This is a genomic window from Paraburkholderia sp. UCT70, from assembly GCF_050434085.1.
GTDB classification, from domain to species: Bacteria; Pseudomonadota; Gammaproteobacteria; order Burkholderiales; family Burkholderiaceae; genus Paraburkholderia; species Paraburkholderia tuberum.
Genome location: NZ_JBNPVZ010000004.1, coordinates 2308079 through 2326130, shown reverse-complemented (window position 1 = coordinate 2326130; position 18052 = coordinate 2308079). Strand labels below are relative to the sequence as shown.

Below are 18052 nucleotides of genomic sequence, written 5' to 3'. Positions count from 1 at the left end.
TGCGAGTTGCGGCCTTTGCTTCGGGCCCGGCTTCAGCCCTTCAACGCTGCGAACGCGCCGTGCGCGGCGTCGATCGTCGCGTCGATCACCGCGTCGTCGTGCGCGCTCGACACGAAGCCGGCCTCATACGCGGACGGCGCGAAGTACACGCCCGCGTCGAGCATCTTGTGGAAGAACGCGTTGAAGCGCGGCACATCGCTCTTCGTGACGTCGGCGAAGCTCGTCGGGATCGATTCGCGAAAGTAGATGCCGAACATGCCGCCGAGCGCATCGGCCGCGAACGGCACGTCCGCTTCGCGTGCCGCCCGCGCGAGCCCTTGCGCGAGACGCGTGGTGCGCGCGGCGAGCGTGTCGTAGAAGCCGGGCGCCTGGATCAGCTGCAGCGTCTTCAGGCCGGCCGCGACCGCGATCGGATTGCCCGACAGCGTGCCCGCCTGATAGACGCCGCCGAGCGGCGCGAGGTGAGCCATGATGTCGCGCCGGCCGCCGAACGCCGCCGCCGGCATGCCGCCGCCGATTACCTTGCCGAGGCAGGTGAGGTCCGGCGTGATGCCGTAGAGCTGCTGCGCGCCGCCGAGCGCGACGCGGAAGCCGCACATCACTTCGTCGAAAATCAGCACCGCGCCGTACTCGGTGCACAGGCGCCGCAGCGCCTGCAGGAATTCAGGGGTCGCGCGCACGAGGTTCATGTTGCCCGCGACCGGCTCGACGATCACCGAGGCGATCTCGTTGCCGAATGCCTTGAACGCTTCTTCGAGCTCGGCGACGTTGTTGTATTCGAGCACGGTGGTGTGCTTCGCGATATCGACCGGCACGCCCGCCGAGGTCGGATTGCCGAAGGTCAGGAGGCCCGAGCCGGCCTTCACGAGCAGGCTGTCCGCGTGGCCGTGATAGCAGCCTTCGAACTTGACGATGCGGCTGCGGTTCGTGAAGCCGCGCGCGAGACGCAGCGCGCTCATCGTCGCCTCGGTGCCGCTCGACACCATGCGCACCTGTTCGATCGACGGCACCAGCTTGCAGATTTCCTCGGCGATCTCGACTTCCGACTCGGTCGGCGCGCCGAACGAAAAGCCATTCACGAGCGCGCGCTGCACGGCTTCCAGCACTTCGGGATGAACGTGGCCGAGGATCATGGGGCCCCACGAGCCGATGTAGTCGGTATAGCGCTGGCCGTCCGCGTCCCAGAAGTACGGGCCTTGCGCGCGCTCGATGAAACGCGGTGTGCCGCCGACGGAACGGAAGGCGCGCACCGGCGAATTCACGCCGCCGGGGATCGTGCGTTGCGCGCGTTCGAAGAGGGTTTCGTTTCTGGACATGGCGATGGCTGGAATAGGGAGCAGGGGTTGCGCAGCGGCGCAAAGGGCCTCGGACGATTCCCGCGGACACTTCGCGCGATGCTGGGATGGATCGAGAAATTGTACCGGAGTCGGCGCCGGCGGGCTGTGCGGGCGGGCGGTCGCGGCGGCGCGTGTTTCGCCTAGCTGCCCGGTGCGGGTATCGTCGGCGGCTTGCGCCTGCCGGTCAATTCGGCCCAGCGCTTCTCCAGCGCGCCTTCGGCGATCGGCTTGATGATCGTGCCCGAGCTTTGCGCATCCCACGTCTGCACCGAGAACGGATGCACACGCAGTTGATCGCGCGTGATGACCGGCGCGTGATGCGCATCGACGAGCCAGTCGTAGACGAAATCGATGCACAGCCGGTAGCCGCGTTTGGTCGACGCGTCGGGGACTTCGTAGGGCGCGCGCGTCACGTAGCCAGAACCGAAGATGCCCTTCGGCTCCTGCGCGACGCGATGCAGGAACACGCGATCGCCGGGCAGGATGCCGCGCGCAAAGCCGCAGCCCCACACGTCGGCCACCGCGTCGCCGGCCGCCACGCGTTTCGCGATGTCGGGCAACTCGGGCCACGGCCATTTTTTGGGGCTCCAGATCAGCAGGAAGGCGGTCATCGCGGGTTCGAACGGGATCAGGGGAAGGCTGTTGCGCGACGTCGAGCTTTTATGTCGGGCCGTCAGGCTGCGCATACGGAAGCGCGTTGGGCATGCTGGCGGCAGCTTAACCGATCGAGGCGGATTGCGCCGCGCCGCGCTGTCGCGCAACATATACGCAGCGGGCCACGAGCGCCGTCAGCGGATTAACCGTCGCGTACAATCGAGCCGGTCAACTGATGGCCGTTCCCGCTTCACCCGTTCCGCTGCCGATGCCGGCGCGGCGTTCCATCCGGATTTCCCATGTCTCACGTCGTCAGACGCCGGCCCGATGGCCGGCTGATCCTGTTGCTCGGCGCGCTGGCCGCGTGCGGGCCGATTTCCATCGACATGTATCTGCCGAGCCTGCCGACCATCGCGCAGGCCTTCGCGGTCGGCACGGGCGCCGCGCAATCGACGCTGACGAGCTTCATGTTCGGCTTTTCGATCGGCATGCTGCTGTACGGTCCGCTGTCCGATACCTATGGCCGTCGGCCGATCCTGCTTGGCGGCATCATCATGTATGCGCTCGCGAGCATCGCCTGCTCGCTGTCGGTCTCGATCGGCTCGCTGGTCGGTTTCCGCTTCGTGCAGGCGTTGGGCGCGGGCGCGGCGTCGGTGCTGGCTCGCGCGATCGCGCGCGACGCGCACGAGCCGGGCGACGCGGCGCGCGTCCTGTCGATGATCGCGATCGTCACGGCGATCGGTCCACTGCTCGCGCCGCTGATCGGCGGACAGTTGCTGCTGCTGGGCGGCTGGCGCGCCGTGTTCGTCGCGCTGACGCTGTTCGGTTCCGTGTGCGCGGTGACCGCATTCCTGAAGGTGCCGGAGACGTGGCCGCGCGAGATGCGCGCGCAGTCGGCGCTGCTGAAGTCGTTCGGCGCGTATGGCACGCTGCTGCGCGATCCGGTCGCGTGGGGACACATGTTGTGCGGCGGCATGGCGTTCGCGTCGATGTTCGCGTACATCACGGCGACGCCGTTCGTATACATCGAGTATTTCCACGTGTCCGCGCAGCACTACGGCTTCCTGTTCGCGCTGAACATCGTCGGCATCATGTTCGGCAATTACCTGAACACGCGGCTCGTCGGCCGGCTCGGGCCGGTGCCGATCATCTCGTTCGCGGCGACCGTGAGCTTCGTCGCGTCGCTGTTCGTGTCCGTCGTGTCGCTGACGGGGTGGGGCGGCTTATGGTCGATCGTGTTCGGACTGTTCTTCGTCGTCAGCGTGGTGGGCGTGTTGTCCGCCAACTGCACGACCGATCTGATGCATCGCTATCCCGCCAACGCGGGCGCCGCGGCGGCCGTGTTCGGCGCGGTGCAGCTCGCGCTCGGCGCACTGTCGAGCCTCGCGGTCGGACTGTGGCAGGACGGCACGCCGAAGGGCATGGGTATCGTGGTCGGCGTGGCGGGCTGTCTGTGCTTTGTCGGACGCATGCTCGTGATGCGTTGGCACGGGACGAAGTCGCCGGTTGCGGCTGTGTGAGCGTGTTGTTCGGATATCGAGGGTGAGCACTGCGCGAGCGCTGTGAAAACGGCGTGAAAACCGGATGACGATCGTGCTATTCCGGCTGTGGGCATCGGCCGACGCGTGAGTTCATCGGACGCGTCTCCGGAAAACACCTGGTGTTGCGCGCGCACCACCGTGCGTCGCGGTTTGCATTGCTATGATGAAGTCACTGTTCCTCGGAGCGGCACTCATGGCGATCAAAGACCTGATGAACGGCGAACGGCAATTTGCCGCATTCGCCGAAGCGCAACGGCTGGCCGACAGCGGCGCTTATTACGATTACACCGACATCGAATACGTCTTGCGCTTTGATCACGGTTTGACGGATGTATCGGCTCTGCTCGATAGCCAGTTGATGCACCGCGATCTGAATCGTCGTTGCGCGGATGCGCGCGAAAAGCTCGAGATGGCGGACGCGTGATGCGTGTTGAGTCGTGCGCGGGTTCGTGCTGAATGAAGCATGGCGATGAATCGCTCCGAGATTTTCACTTCTGGAGTGGTTGATGACCGATAGCACGCACGCCTCACGTTTGCCCCACACCGACAATCCCGCCGCGCTGGCGAAACCCGGCGGCCACTACAGTCATGTCGCGGTCGCGAATGGCTTCGTCTTCGTGTCCGGGCAATTGCCGATCAACGCGCAAGGCGAAAAGCTCGCCGATGCGTCGTTCGACGCGCAGGCCGAACAGGTTCTGGTCAATGTGAAGGCGGCGCTCGAAAGCGTCGGCAGCAGCGTCGCGCAACTGGTGCAGGTGCGCGTGTATGTCGTCGATGTCGAACATTGGACGAGCTTCAATCAGATCTATGCGGGCTGGGCCGGCGAGGCAAGGCCGGCGCGCACGGTCGTGCCGGTGCCGCAGTTGCACTATGGGTTCAAGATCGAGGTTGAGGCGGTGGCGGTGGTTTGAATTCGACATTGCAGCCATATAGCAACTACGGCATGACTTTCTCTGTGGCGGCCGCTAATTCTCGACATAGAGAACTCATGCCGATCGGGCAAGATGACGTTGAAAGCTTGGCGATTCTGGAAAGATCGTCGGTGTCTAGCGTCGTATCGATGTGGCGGAGCACAAAGGCTTTCAACGACGGATTACGTTTTATCAATACACCTAGTACAACATCCTTTAAATACGTTTAATAATTATCAGGCTGCAAATAAGGCTGTAGGAGCGTGACGACCACATCGGCCATTTCGTCGAGCGAACCCGTGCCCGGCAGCGGTTCCCAACGCCCACTATGGCTACGAAAGGCGGCGCCATATCGATTGCGGCCGAGCTCGGTGAGGCGCGCCACGACGGTTGGCTCGTCATCGTCCAGACGTTTGATCAGCAAGTGGCGCCCGTAGGCTTGCGTGACGATCTGCTCATGACCGAGCAGGCTGCGCAGTCGACGCTGCAGTTCAGCAGCGTGGTGTTTGGCAGGTACAGCTGGCATCTGCGTTCCTCGATTACGATGCACCGCTTTGCAGCGGATAGCCCCGGAAACTCCATTTGAAGGGGCGTGCGGCCTGATTGTGCTCGCCGACGAACTGCCCGGTGCGCTCGCGCAGGTGCGCGGTGCTGGTGTGGCTGGCATGGCGCAGCACCCGGCGCGTATAACGGGCAAACCAGAGTTCGATCTGATTGACCCAGCTTGCGTGCAACGGCGTGAAGTGGAAGTGAAACCGCTTGCCATGCCGCGCATTGAACGCCTGCCAGACGGCCTGCGCGCGATGCGTGTTCAGATTGTCCCAAACCACGTGCACCTGTTTGTCTGGGTACGCGGCCGCCACGCGTTCCATGAAGGCTACCAGATCGTCCTGGGTGCGCCGCTCGCGGCACTCTGCCAACACCTTTCCGGTATGCACATCGAGCGCAGCAATCAACGCCTGGGTGCCGTGACGGATATATTCGAATTCACGGCGACGCAGCCGTCCTGGCGCGGGTGCCCGTCCCGGGTGCTTGCGCTCAATGGCCTGAATGCCGGTCTTCTCGTCGATGCTGAGCACGACCGCGTTTCGCGGCGCCTTGCGGTACAGCTTGCAAATCACGTTGACCTTCTCGCGAAAGGCCGGGTCTGGACTGTGCAGCCATTGCCGGACCCGGTGCGGGCGTACGTCGCCGGCCTGCAGAATGCGCTGCACGTGACTGCGGCTGATCTGCCCGACGACGCCGCGCTCCACGGCACGCGCCGCAATCTCGTCGAGTGTCGGCGTGACCCGTCCCTCAGGCTCCTGCGCTTCACACGCCAGCGCAATCAACTGCAGTCGCGCTTCGTGCGTGATGCGTGGCGGACGGCCACTGCGCTCGCCCTCGCGAATACCCTGGACACCTTGCCGCGCAATGCGCTTGCGCCACAGGCAGACCGTTTGCACCGAGACACCCAGTTCCCGCGCAATCACCGTATTGGAGTGACCCTCGTGGGCCCACAACCCGATACGCGCCCGCATCACATCTCGCTGCGTAGCCGTCTTCCGCTCAATCAGCGATAGCAGTTCCTGTCGTTCTTTATTCGCCAGCTTCACTGGCGTTGCATGGCGGCCTCGGCTCATTCAGACATGATAACCGGGGCAGTTGATTATTCAATCTATTTCAGGGATGTTGTACTAGTTGCGGCAAAGTGTGCCAGTGATCCACTAGCAGACGCGCGACAGCTTCTGAGTTGCCTTCCGCGATTTCGCCATCGTCACACTGCGCGTACTTGTTGAACGCCTCATTCACGTTTGCCCACGTGTCGAGGTGATCGATTGCGGCATCCGCCGCACTTGCCTCACGCTCCGTGCAGGTTTTGCCATATGCAACCGGCATCCACGCTAGTGCAATGAAGGCGACCACACCCATGAGACGCGTCAAAAAATAGGTGCACTTGCGTCTATCCATGAGTATGTCCCGCAAGATTCCTGGCTCGATTGAGCTCAGTTGCCGCGCGCGCGGCCACGGGATCATTGAACTCTAGCGTTGCGGCTGCCATAGGTGCTATGGGCGAACTCCTAAAGCAAGGCCGATCCGATCTCGTAAGCAGGGCGGCAGCGCGCTCAGTCGCACTCTATCGATCGCGTCTGTATTGCCTTCGTTTCTATCTCGGTCTTGATTTCAGCGTGAAGCGCCGGGCGACCAACAGCGCGATCCAACAGTTGGCGCGACGCCGCCAGCCGCACCTGTTCGCCGCTGTGGCGCATCAGGTTGATCTGCGTCGCGATCGAATTCGGCGGGTTCTTTGGGGGCAGAAACGAAATACGGGCCGAAAGGCCCGTATTCATTGGATGTCTGGCGGAGGCGGTGAGATTCGAACTCACGGAAGGATTGCTCCTTCGCCGGTTTTCAAGACCGGTGCCTTAAACCACTCGGCCACACCTCCAAGCCGCAAATTGTAACCCGAAAAGACTTCGCTGCCGAGTCTAGGTGACCCGCCATCACTGCGGATCTTTCAGGAACAGCGCCTGCAAGTCGTTCAGGAACGCCTGGCCGAGTGGCGTCGGCGCGATCCGTTCGTGGTCGCGTGTGATCAGCTTGCGCTGTTCCGCTTCCTGCAACGCCGGCTCGATCGTCGTGATCGACAGGCCCGTGCGCTCGATGAACCGATGCACCGGAAATCCTTCCACCAGGCGCAGCGCGTTCAGCATGAACTCGAACGGCAGATCGCGCGGCCCGACCTCATGCTCTTCCTGCACGCCTGTGCCAGCCCTGGCCTGCTCGATGAACGTGGTCGGATGTTTGTAGCGCGCCTGGCGCACGATGCGATTAGGAAACGACAGCTTCGTATGCGCGCCCGCGCCGATGCCGAGATAGTCGCCGAAGCGCCAGTAGTTCAGATTGTGTTTGCTCTGCCGATGCGGCTGCGCATACGCGGACACCTCGTAGCGCCCGTAGCCGGCCTCGGCGGTGCGTTGATGAATCCAGTCCTGCATGTCTGCGGACGCGTCGTCGTCGGGCAACGCGGGAGGAAACCTGGCGAATAGCGTGTTCGGTTCGAGCGTCAGGTGATACAGCGACAGATGCGGCGGCGCAAACGACAACGCCGTCTCCACGTCGGTCTGGCATCCGGCGAGCGTTTGCTTGGGCAACGCGAACATCAGGTCGAGGTTGAAGTTGTCGAACGTGGTCGCGGCGACTTCGACCGCGTGGCGTGCCTGCGCCGCGTCGTGAATGCGGCCGAGCGCCTTCAGATGCGTTTCGTTGAAACTCTGGATGCCCACCGACAGCCGGTTCACGCCGCTCGCGCGAAACTGCGCGAACTTGTCGGCTTCGAACGTGCCGGGGTTCGCTTCGAGCGTGATTTCCGCGTCGGCGTCGAGCGGCAGCAGCGCGCGAATATCCGACAGCATGCGATCGAGCCCCGCCGCCGACAGCAAACTAGGCGTGCCGCCGCCGATGAACACCGTATGCACCTGGCGGCCCCAGATCAGTGGCAAGGCCATTTCCAGGTCGGCGCGCAACGCGTCGAGGTAGTCGTTCTCCGGGAACGTCTCGCCTTTCCACTCGTGCGAATTGAAGTCGCAGTAGGGGCACTTGCGCACGCACCACGGGAAATGCACGTACAGCGCAAGTGGCGGCAGCGACGTCAAACGGATGCTGCCCAGCGACGTGAACGCACTGACGACACCCTTGCCGATGTCCGCCGGCGTCGATCGGATCGGAATCACGCTTCCTCCGACAGACGCGCGAGCAGTTGCCGCAGCGCGATCGCGCGATGGCTGCTCGCGTTCTTGACCGCCGGCTCGAGTTCGGCGGCGCTCGCGTTCAGCGACGGCAGATAGAAGTAGGGGTCGTAACCGAAGCCATGCTCGCCGCGCGGCGCGTCCAGGATTTCGCCATGCCAGCGGCCTTCGGCGATCAGCGGTTCGGGATCGTCCGCGTGACGCACGAGTGCGAGCACGCAGTAGTAATAGCCGCGGCGGTCGCTCACGTCGCGCAGTTCGTCGACGAGGCGCGCGTTGTTCGCCGCGTCGCTTTTCTCGCCGCCGGCGAGTTGCGCGAAGCGGGCCGAGCAGACGCCCGGCGCGCCGCGCAGCGCGCGCACGCAGAGGCCCGAGTCGTCGGCGAGCGCGGGCAGGCCGGTGAGCCGCGCAGCGTGACGGGCCTTCGTCAGCGCGTTTTCGACGAAGGTGGGATGCGGTTCTTCCGCTTCCGGCACGTTGAGCTCGCCTTGCGCGATCAACTCGATGCCGGCCGCGCCGAGCAGCGCCGCAAATTCGCGCAGCTTGCCCGCGTTGTTCGACGCGAGCACGACCTTTTTCAGCGGCATTCCCGACGTTACGCCGTGAGCATTGTTCCCGCCACCGTCCTGACGAACCGCATTCACTGCTGCACTCCCAGCGCCTCTTTCTGCTTCGCGATCAGCGTGCTGATGCCGTCGCTCGCGAGATCGAGCAGCGCATTCATTTCTTCGCGCGAGAACGGCACGCCTTCCGCGGTGCCCTGAATTTCGACGAAGCCGCCCGCCCCCGTCATTACGACGTTCATGTCGGTGTCGCACTGCGAGTCTTCGTCGTAGTCGAGGTCGAGCACCGGCACGCCGTCGTACACGCCGACCGAAATCGCGGCGACGTAATCCAGGATCGGCGAGCTTTCGATGCGGCCCGTGGCAAGCAATCTGGCGACCGCATCATGCGCGGCGACGAACGCGCCGGTGATGCTCGCGGTGCGTGTGCCGCCATCGGCCTGGATCACGTCGCAGTCGAGATTGAGCGTGCGCGCGCCGAGCTTCTCGAGATCGAACACCGAGCGCAGCGCGCGGCCGATCAGCCGCTGGATTTCCTGCGTGCGGCCGGTCTGTTTGCCGCGCGCGGCTTCACGGTCGCTGCGGGTATGCGTGGCGCGCGGCAGCATGCCGTATTCGGCGGTGAGCCAGCCCTGGCCGCGATCGCGCAGAAACGGCGGTACGCTCTCGCTGACGCTCGCGGTGCAGATCACCTTGGTGTCGCCGAATTCGACCAGCACCGAGCCCTCCGCATGCTTCGTGTAGTGACGCGTGATGCGCACGTCGCGCAACTGGTGGGGCTGGCGGCCGCTGGGGCGTTGGGTGTCGTTGCTCATGTCGGAATGGGTCGGGATGGATCGGGATGGGCCGGAAGAGGGCAGAGGCAAAACTGTAATTTTACCGCCGATCGGGTAGGGCGGTTGCCCATACGGATGGCGCGCCAAGTTGTGGGCGACGCGTGCGGCATCCGTACGTAAGGGGCATCTTAACGACGAGCGGCAATCTGTAGTGATATGGCGACCGCGCGCCGAGCCGCATCCCTGCTCGCTCGCGAGGGGATGGCTGCGACAAAAATGGGATAATGCCGATTCCCCGCCCCGCGTCTCGTACACGCCGGGCGATCCGCTTCTCAGGCCATCGTCTACCGCTTGGCCGCAATCGCGAGAAATACGATGATCTACAGCATGACTGGCTATGCGAGCGCCACGCGCGAACTCGTGGCAGCCTCGGGCACGGGTGGCGTCAGCGTGTCGGTCGAATTGCGCACGGTGAACTCGCGCTTTCTCGATCTGAACTTCCGCATGCCGGAAGACGTGCGCGTCGTCGAACCGACGCTGCGCGAGATGCTGATGAACAAGCTGTCGCGCGGCAAGGTCGACATTCGCGTGAATCTGCAGCGCAGCGAGCAGTCGGCGAACGCGGGCGCGATCAACCGCGACGCGCTCGCGCAACTCGCGCAGCTGGAACGCACGGTGCTCGAGACGTTTCCTGAAGCCGGCCTTCTGCGTACCGGCGAAATTCTGCGCTGGCCGGGCGTGCTCGCCGAAAGCGGCATCGCGCCCGAGACGCTGCGCGACGCGGTGCTCGGATGCGGCAAGCAGGCGATCGCGGACCTGATCGACGTGCGCGCGCGCGAAGGCGCGCAACTCGCGACGATGCTGCTAGCCAACGTCACCGAAATGGAGACGATCGTCGTGAAGATCACCCCGCTCGTGCCCGAGCTGATTGCGCGACATCAGCAGAAAATCGTCGAGCGTCTGCAGGAAGCGCTCGGCATCGCCGCGCCGGATGCGGCCGCGACGATCGTGTCGCGCGAAGAGATCAACGAGCGGATTCGCCAGGAAGTGACGATGTACGGCATTCGCATCGACATCGCCGAAGAGCTGTCGCGCCTCACCGCGCACCTGAACGAAACGCGTCACGTGATCGAGAAGGGCGGCAAGGTCGGCAAGCGGCTCGACTTCATGATGCAGGAGCTGAACCGCGAAGCGAACACGCTCGGTTCGAAGGCGGCGGCGAAGGAACTCGCGGATTCGTCGATGACGCTGAAGCTCTTGATCGAACAGATGCGCGAGCAGGTACAGAATCTCGAATAAGGCGGAGCACGACACATCATGACCGACCACCATCCACGCGAAACCGGCGCGGCGCGCCATTCGTACGCCGGCGCTTATCCCGGCAACCTGTTCATGGTCGTCGCGCCGTCGGGCGCGGGCAAGTCGACGCTCGTGAACGCGTTGCTCGCGAGCGACGACGCGATCCGTCTGTCGATCTCCTACACGACGCGCCCGCCGCGTCCGAAGGAGCAGGACGGCGAGCACTATCACTTCACGACCGTCGAAGATTTCATGCAGCGTCACGACGCGGGCGAGTTTCTCGAAAGCGCGGAAGTGCACGGCAACTATTACGGCACGTCGCGCGTGTGGATCGAGGAGCAGATGAAAAACGGCCATGACGTGCTGCTCGAAATCGACTGGCAGGGTGCGCAGCAGGTGAAGAAGCAATTCCACAACGCGGTGGAGATTTTCATTCTGCCGCCGTCGCTCGAAGCGCTCGAAGAGCGTCTGAAAAAGCGCGGCCAGGACCAGCCGAACGTAATCACGCGACGCTTGCTCGCGGCGGGCGGCGAGATCGCGCACGCGGCCGAAGCGGAGTACGTCGTGATCAACGAGAACTTCGATCGCGCGCTGGCGGAGTTGCAGTGCCTCGTCGGCGCGACGCGCTCGCGCTTCGCGTCGCAGTACGCGCGTCACACGCAGCTTTTCATGCAGCTCGGCATCCACCTGCCGCACGCGTGAGCGCGGTGTGGTGTCAAGCACATAAGGTAGAATAAGCAACATACTGAGAAGGAACCCAACATGGCCCGCATTACCGTCGAAGACTGCCTCAAACAGATCCCGAACCGTTTCGAACTCGCGCTTGCCGCAACCTATCGCGCGCGTCAGCTCGCTCAAGGCCACACGCCGAAAATCGAAAGCCGCGACAAGCCCACCGTCCTCGCGCTGCGTGAAATCGCATCGGGTCAGGTCGGCGTCGAAATGCTGAAGAAGGTGCCGGTCTAAGGCCCACGGATTTTCGTTTTCGACTTGCCGGTATTCGCCACACCGGATTGCTCAACGTGCAGAACTGCGTCCAACCCTGACCGCTACCGGAGGCGACCATGAGTGCTACCCCGCCCGCCGCCCCGGAAGCGGAGCACGACACCGACTCGCCGTCCTCTGCACGCAAGTACATCGACGCGGTCCTCGAGCAATCGTTTCGCCATCTGTTCGGGCCGACCGCCACGCCGGAGCAGCCGCGCCGGCATGACGTCGTCTCCATCGCCAATCTGACGTCTGCGCTGTCCGGCTATCTGCAGCCGGAAGAGATCAAGGACATCAAGGCGGCGTTCCACTTCAGCGACGAAGCCCACCTCGGCCAGTATCGCCAGAGCGGCGAGCCCTACATCACGCATCCGGTCGCCGTCGCGCAAATCTGCGCGGGCTGGAATCTCGACGCCCAGGCGATCATGGCGGCGCTGCTGCACGACGTGATGGAAGACCAGGGCGTGACCAAGGCGGAGCTCGCCGAGCGCTTCGGCGCGAAGGTCGCGGAGCTGGTCGACGGGTTGTCCAAGCTGGACAAGATGGAGTTTCGCAATCGCGAGGAAGCTCAAGCGGAGAACTTCCGCAAGATGCTGCTCGCGATGGCGCGCGACGTGCGCGTGATCCTCGTGAAGCTCGCCGACCGGCTGCACAACATGCGCACGCTCGGCGCGGTGCCGCCGGAGAAACGTCGCCGTGTCGCGCGCGAAACGCTAGACATTTACGCGCCGATCGCTCACCGGCTCGGCCTGAATAATACCTATCGCGAGCTGCAGGACCTGAGCTTCGCGAACTTCAACCCGCACCGTTACGCGACACTCGAAAAAGCCGTGAAGGCGGCGCGCGGCAATCGTCGCGAGGTGGTCGGCAAGATTCTCGAGTCGGTGCAGCGCGCGATTGCGGACGCGAAGCTCGACGCCGAAGTCACCGGTCGCGAGAAAACCATCTTCAGCATCTACAAGAAGATGCGCGACAAGCAGCTGTCGTTTTCGCAGGTGCTCGACGTGTATGGTTTTCGCGTGGTCGTCGAGAGCGCGCTCGAGTGTTATACCTGCATCGGTGCGTTGCATGCGCTTTTCAAGCCTGTTCCGGGCAAGTTCAAGGATTACATCGCGATCCCGAAGGTGAACGGCTATCAGTCGCTGCACACCACGCTCGTCGGCCCGTTCGGCGCACCGATCGAGTTTCAGGTGCGCACGCGCAAGATGCACGAGATCGCCGAGGCGGGCGTTGCCGCGCACTGGCTGTACAAGAACGGCAGCGCGGATCTGAACGACGTGCAGAAGCGCGCGCACCAGTGGCTGAAGTCGCTGCTCGACATTCAGAGCGAAGCGGGCGATTCGAGCGAATTCCTCGAGCACGTGAAGATCGACCTGTTCCCGGATGCGGTCTACGTGTTCACGCCGAAGTCGAAGATCATGGCGCTGCCGCGCGGCGCCACCGCGCTCGACTTCGCGTACTCGATCCACAGCGACCTCGGCAACCAGTGCGTCGCGGTGAAGATCAACAACGAGCTGTTGCCGTTGCGTACCGAGCTGAAGAGCGGCGACATCGTCGAAGTCATCACGGCGCCGTATTCGAAGCCGAACCCCGCATGGCTCGGCTTCGTGCGCAGCGGCAAGGCGCGCTCGGCGATCCGTCATTATCTGAAGACGATGCGTCTGAACGAGTCGGTGCAGCTCGGCGAGCGTCTCGTCGATCAGGCGTTGAAGGGCTATGGCCTTGCGCTATCGGATGTGACGCCGGAGGCGTGGGAAAAGCTCGTGCAGTGGACGGGCAACAAGAACCGTCAGGAAATTTTCGCGGACATCGGTCTCGGCCGGCGGGTCGCCGCGGTGATGGCCAAGCGCATCGAAGTGCTGATGAGCGGGCGCGACGCCGACGACGACGGCTCGCGCTCCGAGTCCGGTTCGACGCCGCACGCGCCGCCGGTCGTCATCACCGGTACCGAGGGCATGTCGGTGCAGCTGTCCGCGTGTTGCCGTCCGATTCCGGGCGACGACATCATGGGCTATATCGGCATCGGTCTCGGCATGGCGATTCATACCACCGACTGCCGCGTCGCGCAGCGTATCCACCGGCGCGATCCGGGCCGCTGGATCGACGTCGCGTGGGCACCGCAGCCGGGGCGGCTGTTCGATGTCGCGGTCAAGGTACTGGTCAAGAACACCAAGGGCGTGTTCGCCCGCGTAGCGGCCGACATCACATCGGCGGACGCGAACATCGTCCATATCGCGATGGACGAAGATCTGTCGCAGGAATCCACGATTCTGCGCTTCGTGATCCAGGTCAGCGACCGGGTGCATCTGGCAAACGTGATGCGGCGCGTGCGCACGAATCTCGATGTGATGCGCATCACGCGTGAGCGGCCGAGCGAAGAGGGGCATCACCGCCACGACGGCGGCATGCGCATCGACCGCGAGCGCGCGGATTACTGAACGGCTTCCGGCTGGGCGTCGGCGCGGCTTGGTCTGGCGCTTCACGCCAGTCAGGCATCTTTCGTGCGGCGGCTCAGGATACATCTCAAGGCAGATCTCACCTGAACTCCAGGGGGAACGCAGATGAACGTGTCCGACCTTGCTGGCGTGGCGCTCGATTACTGGGTGGCGCGCAGCCTGCACGATTTCGTGCGCGAAATCTACTTTACCGATAGTGGCGAGACTGTTGCGATCCGCGGCAACGATCGTGGTCGTCCGTGGGACGGGCGTTTCACGCCTTCCGCGTCATGGGAGGCGGCTGCCGTTGTGCTCGAGCGCGCGATGCGGCTCGACGTGCGCGAGCAGAGCGATAAAGGCGCGGTATGCGTCGCTGAGTTCAAGGGCGGGCAGCGAGCCTCGGAGGGAATGGGCGACTCGCTGCGCATTGCTTTGCTGCGGGCGTTTGTAGTGAGCCATTTCGGCGATACCGTCCACGACGTGCTGCGCGAGCGCCAGGCACTGACCGGCATGCGGACCGAGACGATCGGCGAGCAAACGGTGGGCGGGGTCGTCGAGGACTTGCCGCACCCGGACGGGCAAATTGGGGATATCCAGTCGCCGCCGCGATGAGTTGCTGGCGCACGGGCACGGCATGGTGCGCCAGAAAAAACAAAGGGCCTTCCGGTTGGAAGGCCCTTCATAGGTGGTGCGGCTGGCAGGATTCGAACCCACGACCCCTTGGTTCGTAGCCAAGTACTCTATCCAACTGAGCTACAGCCGCACGCAAAACGGTGATGCTTACTGTAAAAACTGATGAAATCTGAGAACTCCCTGTAAGGAGCGCTCTCGAATAAGGTGGTGCGGCTGGCAGGATTCGAACCCACGACCCCTTGGTTCGTAGCCAAGTACTCTATCCAACTGAGCTACAGCCGCACACAGAAACGAGATTATAGCCAACGGATTTGAAAAACGGAAGCCCATCACGGCGATTTGTGTCGCCGGCCCGATCGTGTAACCTCTTATGAGATTGTTGCTAGCCGCTGTTAATGGATGATTATGAACAAGGCCTTTGTCAAAGAGTCGAGCGAAGACAACGATGACGATCTCGACATCGCCCAGCCCGACGTGCCCGCCGGCACCAAAAACTACATGACTCCCGCCGGTCATCGGCGTATGCGTGATGAATTGCTGCATCTGATCGATGTCGAGCGGCCCGAGGTTGTCAAGCTCGTATCGTGGGCGGCGTCGAACGGCGACCGCTCGGAGAATGGCGACTACATCTACGGCAAACGCCGTCTGCGGGAAATCGACCGGCGCATCCGTTTTCTGACCAAGCGGCTCGATCTAGCCGAGGTCGTCGATAGCAGCCGGCAGGAAAACGTCGACCAGGTGTTTTTCGGCGCGACGGTCGACTATGCGACCGAGGACGGTGAAGAGCATCAGGTGACGATCGTCGGTGTCGACGAGGTCGACCTGGACATCGGGCACGTAAGCTGGATTTCGCCCATTGCGCGTGCGCTGCTAAAGGCTAAAGTCGGCGATACGGTCACGCTGTTCACGCCGGCCGGTTCGCAGCCGATCGATATTCTCGACGTCAAGTATCCGCTGCCTGATAGCGGCCGCTAGGCCTCTGGCGAGGACCTGGGCTCACGTGCACGCGCGCAGGCCTGCGCACAAAGCGGCAAAAACCCACGTCGGCACGGACATAAAAAAAGGCGCCGCGAACGGCGCCTTCTCTACTGCCAGTCCTTGTGCAGTGCTTAGAAGCGGTGACGCAGACCTGCGGTCACAGCGACTTGCTTGTTGTTGCCCGAAGCACCGCCCACGCCATTGATGTAGGCGTTAACGATCGAGTCTTCGTTTGCTGCCTGATACACGCCTTGCAGATACACGTCGGTACGCTTGGACAATGCGTACGCGGTTTGCAGGTTGACCTGGTTCCAGTGCACGTGCGTGCTGGAGAGGTTGGCGCGGGTGTACGTGTACGCGCCAGCGATGCTGATTGCCGGCGTCAGCGCGTAACGGGCGTTGGCTTCAAAGTTCTGGAACTGAGCGCTGTTGGTCGGGAAGCCGATGCCGCCCGTTATGCCCGATGAGGCCGCGCTGATACCTGCCAAGCCATGCAGGTTCGTCTGCGAGTACACGAGGCCGACCGTTGCCGGGCCGAACGCGTAGTTGGCGCCTGCGCCCCACGTTTGCTGACGCTGAGCGAAGAACGTGTTGTCGCCCGACACCGCGCCACCCGAGTTGAACGCAGCGGCTGCGCTGTTCGCGCCATTGCTGTTCAGTTGCATGTACGCAGCGGCAACGTTCAGGCCGCCCCAGTTATACGACGCGCCCGCACTGTAAGCGCGGTTGTTGGCGAAGCCGGCAGCCTGGTTCGAGAAGCCGTACAAGCCGCCAAACTTGAAGCCGCCGTAGTTCGCGCTCTGGAATTTGGCCGAATTGTTGATACGGAACGAGTTGTTCAAGTTGTCGTTGTCGAACGGGTGCGCGAACTGCGTGCCGCCGTACTGCGTGCCGGTCAGTGCCAGCGGGCCGACGTAGTCGACCATGCTGTCGTATTGACGGCCGAGGGTCACGGCACCGAACTGGTCGCTCGACAGACCGACGAAGGCCTGACGGCCGAACAGACGGCTGTTCTGCTTGAGCGTGCCGTCATTGATGCCGAAGCCGTTCTCCAACGTGAAGATGGCCTTCAGACCGCCGCCCAGATCTTCAGCGCCACGCAGGCCGAAACGGCTGCCGTTCACCGAGCCGCTCGTCATCGCCACGTTGGCGCCGTGCTGGTTACTACTCGGATTCGGATGCTGGTTGTTCGTATAAGTGATACCGGCGTCGATCAGGCCATACAGGGTGACGCTACTTTGCGCGTGCGCTGCCGTTACGAAAACGCCCGACAGGGCAGCGACCATGAGTGTCTTCTTCATTGATATAACTCCAAGAGCGAGAGAGGTATAAAACCCTGGCTTGGGAGACCTTCACGCGAGCGCTGCGAAAAGCGGAATCCGCGTGAGAAGCGCGTTGACCAGATCCGCGCCGGTTTCCGATTAGGCAGAGTGTAGAGAGACACTTCCAGGAGTTGGCGTTCCGATTCGCGCAATAAAGTATTACGCGAGAAGAAACGATCGTTAATCGCCATTCGAGCCTTATGGATAAAGGCTTTGCGCCGACTGGGCGGATTCGCCGTCTGAATTTTCCTAAAGCGCGTTGCTGATTCGCGACACCGAACGATGCGGAAAAACAACGGGAAGAAATGCGGGAAAACGATTGTTGTTGGTGCGGCAATAGACGATTGTTAATTGTGTGAATAATCGAACTTGCATATAACCGCTATACTGTAATTTCTGCTTTCCGAAGCAGACTTTTTCGTTGACGAAAAAGATCTCCAAACCTTTGTCAGCGCGACCTTCCAGTCGCGCTTTTTTTATGGCGGACGAGTTTCGCGAATGTCTCTAATGAGCGGGCGCGGTACCTTCCGCGTCGTCCCGGTCCGCCTGCGCGGACACGCTCCAGTCTTCCATCACATAACGGCGCGCATCCATTGGCGAGGAGAGCAGGTTCTGCCAGTGGTCTCCGTGCCACATCGGATCGAAGTCGAAAACGGTGCATGAATCCCCGGTCTGTGCGGGCTGGTCTGATATGACCGTTGCGTGCGAATGAGTGAGCCAGGTGAAGAGACGGTGAATTTCCTTGGACAGCATGGCAACCTCCTGAAGCGCATCGCTACAACTGATTTGCATCATGCGAGTGAGGCGGCGCCGCAACAAGTCGGACAAACACTTACGCAAAGATGGATTTTGTTACATTCGTATTGCATATTTTCGCAAATTTTTCCGTTTGCGGACTCGGATTATTTTCTTTCAGGTAAATTTGACGCATCTACCTATATCCGTGTA

The 18052-nt window shown here is 62.7% G+C and carries 20 protein-coding genes and 3 tRNA genes; 9 read left to right on the top strand and 14 right to left on the bottom strand.

Annotated elements, in window-relative coordinates; translation table 11 throughout:
- Window positions 1–32 precede the first annotated feature (32 nt).
- Window positions 33–1316, bottom strand: coding sequence for a glutamate-1-semialdehyde 2,1-aminomutase (gene hemL, locus OKW41_RS36355; protein ID WP_429575555.1), 1284 nt, complete (start codon window positions 1314–1316; stop codon window positions 33–35).
- Window positions 1317–1477: 161 nt separating this feature from the next.
- On the bottom strand, window positions 1478–1948 hold the full coding sequence (locus OKW41_RS36350; RefSeq protein WP_090801467.1) for a hypothetical protein: 471 nt from the start codon (window positions 1946–1948) through the stop codon (window positions 1478–1480).
- A 282-nt stretch (window positions 1949–2230) separates the two neighbouring features.
- Between OKW41_RS36350 and OKW41_RS36345 the strand changes: the two genes are divergently transcribed.
- From OKW41_RS36345 to OKW41_RS36335, 3 genes are all read left to right on the top strand, one after another.
- The gene (locus OKW41_RS36345; RefSeq protein ID WP_090801465.1) at window positions 2231–3451 is read left to right on the top strand and encodes a Bcr/CflA family multidrug efflux MFS transporter; all 1221 of its coding nucleotides are present in this window, start codon (window positions 2231–2233) and stop codon (window positions 3449–3451) included.
- A 214-nt stretch (window positions 3452–3665) separates the two neighbouring features.
- Window positions 3666–3896: a hypothetical protein gene (locus tag OKW41_RS36340; RefSeq protein ID WP_090805429.1), complete on the top strand. Its 231-nt coding sequence runs from the start codon at window positions 3666–3668 to the stop codon at window positions 3894–3896.
- A gap of 82 nt (window positions 3897–3978) precedes the next feature.
- Window positions 3979–4383: a RidA family protein gene (locus OKW41_RS36335; RefSeq protein ID WP_429575554.1), complete on the top strand. Its 405-nt coding sequence runs from the start codon at window positions 3979–3981 to the stop codon at window positions 4381–4383.
- 226 nt (window positions 4384–4609) lie between these two features.
- Here the strand turns inward: OKW41_RS36335 and OKW41_RS36330 are convergent, their stop codons facing one another.
- From OKW41_RS36330 to rph, 8 genes are all read right to left on the bottom strand, one after another.
- A complete protein-coding gene (locus OKW41_RS36330) occupies window positions 4610–4909 on the bottom strand; it encodes a hypothetical protein (protein ID WP_429571246.1) in 300 nt (99 codons plus the stop codon).
- Between the two features lie 13 nt (window positions 4910–4922).
- On the bottom strand, window positions 4923–6005 hold the full coding sequence (locus OKW41_RS36325) for an IS630 family transposase (protein ID WP_429571245.1): 1083 nt from the start codon (window positions 6003–6005) through the stop codon (window positions 4923–4925).
- A 40-nt stretch (window positions 6006–6045) separates the two neighbouring features.
- Window positions 6046–6333, bottom strand: a complete 288-nt coding sequence (locus tag OKW41_RS36320; RefSeq protein ID WP_429575553.1) for a hypothetical protein — start codon at window positions 6331–6333, stop codon at window positions 6046–6048.
- Window positions 6334–6488: 155 nt separating this feature from the next.
- The gene (locus tag OKW41_RS36315) at window positions 6489–6749 is read right to left on the bottom strand and encodes a hypothetical protein (RefSeq protein ID WP_429451282.1); all 261 of its coding nucleotides are present in this window, start codon (window positions 6747–6749) and stop codon (window positions 6489–6491) included.
- Window positions 6722–6811: transfer RNA gene (locus tag OKW41_RS36310), tRNA-Ser, on the bottom strand. The genes OKW41_RS36315 and OKW41_RS36310 overlap by 28 nt, the downstream gene beginning before the upstream one ends.
- Before the next feature lie 55 nt (window positions 6812–6866).
- On the bottom strand, window positions 6867–8096 hold the full coding sequence (gene hemW / locus OKW41_RS36305) for a radical SAM family heme chaperone HemW (protein WP_429575552.1): 1230 nt from the start codon (window positions 8094–8096) through the stop codon (window positions 6867–6869).
- The gene (gene rdgB / locus OKW41_RS36300; RefSeq protein WP_429575551.1) at window positions 8093–8755 is read right to left on the bottom strand and encodes an RdgB/HAM1 family non-canonical purine NTP pyrophosphatase; all 663 of its coding nucleotides are present in this window, start codon (window positions 8753–8755) and stop codon (window positions 8093–8095) included. Before rdgB ends, hemW begins: the two co-directional genes overlap by 4 nt.
- The gene (gene rph, locus OKW41_RS36295; RefSeq protein ID WP_090801456.1) at window positions 8752–9489 is read right to left on the bottom strand and encodes a ribonuclease PH; all 738 of its coding nucleotides are present in this window, start codon (window positions 9487–9489) and stop codon (window positions 8752–8754) included. The genes rdgB and rph overlap by 4 nt, the downstream gene beginning before the upstream one ends.
- Window positions 9490–9825: 336 nt before the next feature.
- Here rph and OKW41_RS36290 point away from each other — a divergent pair, with 336 nt between their 5' ends.
- From OKW41_RS36290 to OKW41_RS36270, 5 genes are all read left to right on the top strand, one after another.
- Window positions 9826–10749 carry a YicC/YloC family endoribonuclease gene (locus OKW41_RS36290; protein WP_429575550.1) on the top strand — a complete coding sequence of 308 codons (924 nt, stop codon included), beginning with the start codon at window positions 9826–9828 and terminating at the stop codon, window positions 10747–10749.
- A gap of 18 nt (window positions 10750–10767) precedes the next feature.
- On the top strand, window positions 10768–11451 hold the full coding sequence (gmk, locus tag OKW41_RS36285; RefSeq protein ID WP_429451274.1) for a guanylate kinase: 684 nt from the start codon (window positions 10768–10770) through the stop codon (window positions 11449–11451).
- A 60-nt stretch (window positions 11452–11511) separates the two neighbouring features.
- A complete protein-coding gene (gene rpoZ, locus OKW41_RS36280) occupies window positions 11512–11715 on the top strand; it encodes a DNA-directed RNA polymerase subunit omega (RefSeq protein ID WP_008921215.1) in 204 nt (67 codons plus the stop codon).
- 98 nt (window positions 11716–11813) lie between these two features.
- Window positions 11814–14174 (top strand): RelA/SpoT family protein, encoded by a 2361-nt coding sequence (locus OKW41_RS36275; protein ID WP_429451272.1) that lies wholly within the window; start codon window positions 11814–11816, stop codon window positions 14172–14174.
- Between the two features lie 123 nt (window positions 14175–14297).
- A complete protein-coding gene (locus OKW41_RS36270; RefSeq protein WP_429451270.1) occupies window positions 14298–14783 on the top strand; it encodes a phage protein NinX family protein in 486 nt (161 codons plus the stop codon).
- A 74-nt stretch (window positions 14784–14857) separates the two neighbouring features.
- On the opposite strand, the gene OKW41_RS36265 is transcribed toward OKW41_RS36270, so the two are convergent.
- Together OKW41_RS36265 and OKW41_RS36260 are read right to left on the bottom strand one after the other, a co-directional pair.
- Window positions 14858–14934 (bottom strand) — tRNA-Arg (locus OKW41_RS36265).
- Between the two features lie 75 nt (window positions 14935–15009).
- Window positions 15010–15086 (bottom strand) — tRNA-Arg (locus tag OKW41_RS36260).
- A 123-nt stretch (window positions 15087–15209) separates the two neighbouring features.
- Between OKW41_RS36260 and greB the strand changes: the two genes are divergently transcribed.
- Window positions 15210–15779 (top strand): transcription elongation factor GreB, encoded by a 570-nt coding sequence (greB, locus tag OKW41_RS36255; RefSeq protein ID WP_429451268.1) that lies wholly within the window; start codon window positions 15210–15212, stop codon window positions 15777–15779.
- A gap of 134 nt (window positions 15780–15913) precedes the next feature.
- Here greB and OKW41_RS36250 read toward each other — a convergent pair whose 3' ends face one another.
- Both OKW41_RS36250 and OKW41_RS36245 read right to left on the bottom strand, forming a co-directional pair.
- Window positions 15914–17083, bottom strand: a complete 1170-nt coding sequence (locus OKW41_RS36250; protein WP_429451266.1) for a porin — start codon at window positions 17081–17083, stop codon at window positions 15914–15916.
- Between the two features lie 525 nt (window positions 17084–17608).
- A complete protein-coding gene (locus tag OKW41_RS36245; protein WP_429575549.1) occupies window positions 17609–17857 on the bottom strand; it encodes a hypothetical protein in 249 nt (82 codons plus the stop codon).
- Window positions 17858–18052 lie beyond the last annotated feature (195 nt).

Bases quoted from the DNA above. Each gene is read 5' to 3' on its own strand.
- hemL (WP_429575555.1), bottom strand. From the start codon at position 1,316: ATGTCCAGAAACGAAACCCTCTTCGAACGCGCGCAACGCACGATCCCC.
- OKW41_RS36350 (WP_090801467.1), bottom strand. From the start codon at position 1,948: ATGACCGCCTTCCTGCTGATCTGGAGCCCCAAAAAATGGCCGTGGCCC.
- OKW41_RS36345 (WP_090801465.1), top strand. From the start codon at position 2,231: ATGTCTCACGTCGTCAGACGCCGGCCCGATGGCCGGCTGATCCTGTTG.
- OKW41_RS36340 (WP_090805429.1), top strand. From the start codon at position 3,666: ATGGCGATCAAAGACCTGATGAACGGCGAACGGCAATTTGCCGCATTC.
- OKW41_RS36335 (WP_429575554.1), top strand. From the start codon at position 3,979: ATGACCGATAGCACGCACGCCTCACGTTTGCCCCACACCGACAATCCC.
- OKW41_RS36330 (WP_429571246.1), bottom strand. From the start codon at position 4,909: ATGCCAGCTGTACCTGCCAAACACCACGCTGCTGAACTGCAGCGTCGA.
- OKW41_RS36325 (WP_429571245.1), bottom strand. From the start codon at position 6,005: ATGAGCCGAGGCCGCCATGCAACGCCAGTGAAGCTGGCGAATAAAGAA.
- OKW41_RS36320 (WP_429575553.1), bottom strand. From the start codon at position 6,333: ATGGATAGACGCAAGTGCACCTATTTTTTGACGCGTCTCATGGGTGTG.
- rph (WP_090801456.1), bottom strand. From the start codon at position 9,489: ATGAGCAACGACACCCAACGCCCCAGCGGCCGCCAGCCCCACCAGTTG.
- OKW41_RS36290 (WP_429575550.1), top strand. From the start codon at position 9,826: ATGATCTACAGCATGACTGGCTATGCGAGCGCCACGCGCGAACTCGTG.
- gmk (WP_429451274.1), top strand. From the start codon at position 10,768: ATGACCGACCACCATCCACGCGAAACCGGCGCGGCGCGCCATTCGTAC.
- rpoZ (WP_008921215.1), top strand. From the start codon at position 11,512: ATGGCCCGCATTACCGTCGAAGACTGCCTCAAACAGATCCCGAACCGT.
- OKW41_RS36275 (WP_429451272.1), top strand. From the start codon at position 11,814: ATGAGTGCTACCCCGCCCGCCGCCCCGGAAGCGGAGCACGACACCGAC.
- OKW41_RS36270 (WP_429451270.1), top strand. From the start codon at position 14,298: ATGAACGTGTCCGACCTTGCTGGCGTGGCGCTCGATTACTGGGTGGCG.
- greB (WP_429451268.1), top strand. From the start codon at position 15,210: ATGAACAAGGCCTTTGTCAAAGAGTCGAGCGAAGACAACGATGACGAT.
- OKW41_RS36250 (WP_429451266.1), bottom strand. From the start codon at position 17,083: ATGAAGAAGACACTCATGGTCGCTGCCCTGTCGGGCGTTTTCGTAACG.
- OKW41_RS36245 (WP_429575549.1), bottom strand. From the start codon at position 17,857: ATGCTGTCCAAGGAAATTCACCGTCTCTTCACCTGGCTCACTCATTCG.